Annotated in this window: 5 protein-coding genes and 2 pseudogenes; 2 read left to right on the forward strand and 5 right to left on the reverse strand. The window is 50.6% G+C overall.

Features of this window, described 5'->3' with window-relative positions; all coding sequences use genetic code 11:
* Window positions 1–366: 366 nt before the first annotated feature.
* Together V6C16_RS08175 and V6C16_RS08180 are read left to right on the forward strand one after the other, a co-directional pair.
* A complete protein-coding gene (locus V6C16_RS08175) occupies window positions 367–948 on the forward strand; it encodes a manganese efflux pump MntP (protein ID WP_333534622.1) in 582 nt (193 codons plus the stop codon).
* Window positions 949–1,043: 95 nt separating this feature from the next.
* Complete coding sequence (locus V6C16_RS08180; protein WP_333534623.1) at window positions 1,044–1,250, forward strand: OsmC family protein; 207 nt, start codon at window positions 1,044–1,046, stop codon at window positions 1,248–1,250.
* A 27-nt stretch (window positions 1,251–1,277) separates the two neighbouring features.
* Here V6C16_RS08180 and V6C16_RS08185 read toward each other — a convergent pair whose 3' ends face one another.
* The 5 genes and pseudogenes from V6C16_RS08185 to V6C16_RS08205 all read right to left on the reverse strand — a co-directional run.
* The gene (locus tag V6C16_RS08185) at window positions 1,278–2,930 is read right to left on the reverse strand and encodes a sensor domain-containing diguanylate cyclase (protein ID WP_333534624.1); all 1,653 of its coding nucleotides are present in this window, start codon (window positions 2,928–2,930) and stop codon (window positions 1,278–1,280) included.
* A 188-nt stretch (window positions 2,931–3,118) separates the two neighbouring features.
* Window positions 3,119–3,403, reverse strand: a pseudogene (locus V6C16_RS08190) (transposase); the annotation flags it as partial.
* A 265-nt stretch (window positions 3,404–3,668) separates the two neighbouring features.
* The gene (locus V6C16_RS08195) at window positions 3,669–3,809 is read right to left on the reverse strand and encodes a hypothetical protein (protein WP_333534626.1); all 141 of its coding nucleotides are present in this window, start codon (window positions 3,807–3,809) and stop codon (window positions 3,669–3,671) included.
* Window positions 3,806–4,243 (reverse strand): helix-turn-helix domain-containing protein, encoded by a 438-nt coding sequence (locus tag V6C16_RS08200; RefSeq protein WP_333534627.1) that lies wholly within the window; start codon window positions 4,241–4,243, stop codon window positions 3,806–3,808. Before V6C16_RS08200 ends, V6C16_RS08195 begins: the two co-directional genes overlap by 4 nt.
* A 320-nt stretch (window positions 4,244–4,563) precedes the next feature.
* A pseudogene (locus V6C16_RS08205) lies at window positions 4,564–4,677 on the reverse strand (IS5/IS1182 family transposase); the annotation flags it as partial.

Raw genomic sequence — 4,677 nt, forward strand, 5'->3', positions numbered from 1 at the left:
AGGATGACAGGCAGGGCGGCGGCGGCGTTCATGCCGATACTCAAAATGCCGGAAGCCCATTGCCAGTAAAAAAGCCATTCAGGTATGTTTTGCATGCCGTCTTGTAGCCTGTGAGCGGCTCGCTAGCAAGATGCGCGTGCGGGCTTTGTCGTTTGGGGCGGCAGCGTATGCGGCCTGTTCCGGTGCGGTCTGTTCCGGTGCGGTCTGTTCCGGTGCGAGCTTTGCGGTTTGCCGGGCTTGCGGGTTGCGGCGAGCGCATTTTTGCTGCCGGGCCGGTTGCTTGTACAGTGCCAGGGTATGATTTATAGTATCCCGACCCGCAACCGTAAACAGCCGGGCGCCCGCCCGCGCACGAGATGTACCTTCATGACGATTTTTGCCGTCTTTTTACTGGCCCTGGCCCTGTCGATGGACGCTTTTGCCGTGGCCGTGGTTTCTGGCTGCGCCTTGCAGAAGCCCAGGATTCGCCATTATGTGCGCCTTTCCGCTGCCTTTGGCTTTTTTCAGTTTGCCATGCCGGTCATCGGATGGTGGCTGGGCGTATCCGTTCGGGAATATATGGAAGCATGGGATCATTGGATTGCCTTTGTTCTGCTGGGCTGGATAGGCGGCAAGATGGCGCTTTCAGGGCTGCGGGCGCTCAAAAATCGTGAGTCCTGCGCCTGTCCTCTGGTTGATCCCACGGCCGGGAGCAATCTTGTGGTGCTTGGCGTAGCCACCAGCATAGACGCCCTGGCCGTGGGCCTTTCCCTGGCTATTCTGGGTACGCCCATCTGGGTGGACGCAGCCGTCATAGGCATTGTCTGCGCGGTGATTACGGCTTGCGGCGTCTATCTCGGCAAAACCCTGGCGAACCTCTGTGCTCTCAACGGCTGGGCGGAGCTGGCGGGAGGCTTGACGCTGCTTGCCATTGCTTGCAACATTCTGCGGGAACATCAGGTTTTCTGATAATCACGTCCGCCGCGGGGCCGCCTGCCCGACCCGAAGCCCCGACCCGAAGCCCCGGCAGAGCAGACCGCACGGCGGAAGAACAAGGAGGCTCCATGTCTACGGTCAGCGCCAAATACCTCGGTGATCTGCGCGTGGAATGCGTGCATAACCAGAGGGGAGCCAAAATTATTACAGATGCCCCCAGCGACAATCAGGGCAAAGGCGAATCGTTTTCGCCCACAGACCTTTGCGCCACGCCCTGGGGACTTGCGCTATGGCCATCGCGAGCAGTTACGCTAAAAATCACGGCTTGGATGTGACCGGCACGGAAGTGGAAATAACCAAGGTCATGAGTGCCGATCCGCGTGGCATCGGTAAGATTGAGGTGATCCTCCCTGTTGCGCTTCCATTTCATGCGAGTACAGGCATACTCTGTTTTTTCCCAAACGCTTGGCTTCGTACATGGCAATATCTCCACGGCGAACTATTTCATCCTTGCAGATATCGGCTGTGCTTACCATAACGATGCCTATGCTGGCAGAAAGCTCCTGCCAGGGGGTCTCTTTTGTAAAAACGGCTTTCATTGCCTTCTGTAATTGGAGCGCTTGATTAACCACTTGTTCCGCGATGCGGGCTCCGTTCAAGTACAGAACAAATTCATCGCCGCCCACGCGGGCGATGAGGGCTTCTGCAAAATTTTCTTGCAAAAGCCGGGCCGTCAGTTTCAAGGCGTCGTCCCCCATATGGTGACCATAAGTATCGTTGATTTGTTTGAAGTTATCCAGATCGACAAAAAGCAATGATGTCCCTACTCCGCAGATTTCTGGGATATTGTTATAAAAATATCTTCTGTTGAACAGCCCGGTGAGTTCGTCAGTGTTGGCGTTGTGTTCCAGTTTCTGCTGCGAGTTACGCTCCTGCGTCACGTCTCTGTATATAACCAGCAGGCCAATGCGGTTCTTAAATATATCCAGAATATTTTTCTCGTAAGATTCCAGAATTACTTCTTTCCCTTCGCTCCAGGATCGCACTTCAAGGTGGGCGCCAATCTGCTTCAGCCTATATTTTTTGATAGCAGTATCACGCAGACAAGAGCGATCTCTGCCAATAATTTCTTCCGCACTCTGGAATCGAAAAAAATCCAGAAACTTTTGGTTTGTATTAACAATCCTGTTGTTTGCATCCAGGATCATTGCAGCAAAGGGGAGGTTTTGCAGGATTATATCAACTTCGGCGCTCGAATTCGTAATATCCGTCATATCATAGGCAATACCTACCGTACCTATGATCTTTCCATCTTCATCAAGGATGGGAGATTTGCGCGTTTTGAACTGGCGCATACCCGTTTGGGTTTTAACAATTTCATCGAATATACAGGTCTTAGCCCGCGCTATGACTTCTTCTTCAGTTTCCAGGCAGACATACTCGCCATCAGCATATTCGTCGGGTTCAATATCCCATATGTAATAATGCCCACGCCCGGTGACATCTGCTTTGCTTTTTCCCACAATATTGCAAAAGGCGTCGTTAACCTTGAGGTGTGCGCCACGTATGTCTTTGAACCAGACCAGGTCAGGGGTAGTATCAATGGTAGTTTCCAAGCAATGCTGCAATAACGCGTATTTTTTATGAAGCAGCGCATTATTTAGCAAATTTTTGACACGCATGGTCATAACCGCCGGGCTGTCCGTCATGGACCAAACCTCGTCCAGAAGAGAGATCAGACTTTCAGGCAGAGTAGCCTCTTGACCGGTGGTATCTATTAAAACAATCCGCACTGTGGGCTTGGCCGTTTTTTTGAGGCCGGGCAATAAGACAAGGTGTTCTAGCCCTAGAAAGTAAATATCTTCTTTGTCCTGAGCCTCCGCGGGAAGCGATTGAACTCCGGCGTTAAAGGATACTTTGTGTCTGAAATCAGCATCAGACTGTAGTGTTTTAAATACGTCTTCAAGTAGCGGTTCTACAGGATAGAGGCTGATCCGCAATGTACAGTGAAACATTGAACTGCTCCATTCAAAAGTTATGCTTCAGTAAATGGAATCATACCAAGCATAAAAATCGCACGGTTTCAATTTGAAAGCGCAACACTTGTTGTTTGGACGTTAGAGCAATTTCACTTTGAAATTGCTCTGGCGGCTGCGTGAGCAGACGTTCGCTACGGAGGCGTAAGCGCAGTTTATCTGCGCGGTTAAACGCCGAAGTGAGCGTACCTTGAACTTTGAGAATGTATATTCTCAAAGTTAATCTGCTCTAGCCGAAGCCGAAAAGTTGTATAGGGAGTCTTGAACCCCAGACATTTTCTTGGTCTCCAGTTCAGGCGGCACATGGCCGCGACAATCTCATCCTGCGTAACCGCTTCAAGGCTCACGCCCTTGGGGAAGTACTGGCGCAAAAGGCCGTTCGTGTTTTCGTTCAGCCCTCGTTCCCAGGAGTGGTGCGGGTGAGCAAAAAAGCCCTGCGCCTCCAGCTTGCCTGATAGAGCATTTAACACTTGAAATGCTCGCTTACGGCAGGCAAAAGCCTGCTTTCTCGCATTTCGTGGCAAGGATTTTTAAGAAAATCCTTGCAGAGCAGTTAACTCATTTCATTCGTTGACTGCTCTAGTGCCGCGTGGTAGCTGAACTTTTTGCCGTTATCGTAGGTGATGGTATGTACATAGTCCTTTATAGGCGTCAAAAGTCCAAGGATAACACGGGAAACTTCACTGGCGGACTTGTTTCTGGCTTTACCCACCAGCTTCAAGCGGCTTTTTCGTTCCGCCAGAGTACCAAAAGAGAACCTCCCTTGCTGCCTTCAACGTAATCGGCCTCCCAGTCGCCAAGGCGTGAGCGTTCATCAACCACCTTCGGGCGCAGATCAATACTCACTCGATCTTTCATTTGTCCGCGTCTGTCTGGCCTGCCGTATCGTCGTTTTCGCTTGCGCTGGCAACGCAAGTGGGGTGCAGACTCCCGCCGTTCTTTTTGCCCGCCAGAATGTGTTGGTAAATCCATTCATGACTAATGTTTATCGCTTGCAGGGCAAGCACGCCAGAGATTTGCTCAGGGCTGTTATCAAGGCGCAGTCTCTGCTCAACCGCAAGCCATGTCGTTGCCGAGATTCGGTTTTTCCCTTTACAGGCCTGCCTTTCACGGCTTTTGGCATCCGCCTGTTTGTCGCGATATCCCCGCAACCCCGTGTTACGGGCAAGTTCATGGCTCACTGTCGAAACATTGCGGCCAATTTCCTTCGCCGCTTCCCGCATCGACTTTCCGCTTTTTAAAGCCTGGCAAAGGTAATAGCGTTCTTTCTTAGCAAGGCGCGCATAGTGCATAAGCCTCTCATCTGTGCTGGATAGATAACCAACATCTAACACACCTTGCTTTTCTATTCAACACACAGGGTGTTACACTTGTAACTTGAATCCAGCCCTCTCAAAGAAGTCATTAATCTTCTCATTAAAGAATATTGTAATATAAGGGGTAAAACGGAACATGCATTTCCCTTCACATTATCTTTGGGTAACATCCAAAATAATATCTGGCCGTGCTTCAAGGATGTAGCATGGTTGTGGGCACCACTTTGTGATCATTCTATTCCCATGGACAGCCAGAGGATAGATTTGGAAAAACTCTCAATGGTTAGATGCTGTAGTCACGAGACTGAAGCCCACAAAAAGATACACCTGATCTGAACGGCAGCCAGAAATGAGGCCGCATTTTTTGCGTACCGAGTCGCTATGCCGCGCCATTGCTTCAAATAGAGAAA

The organism is Desulfovibrio sp. 1188_IL3213 (genome assembly GCF_036763145.1).
Lineage (GTDB): Bacteria > Desulfobacterota > Desulfovibrionia > Desulfovibrionales > Desulfovibrionaceae > Desulfovibrio.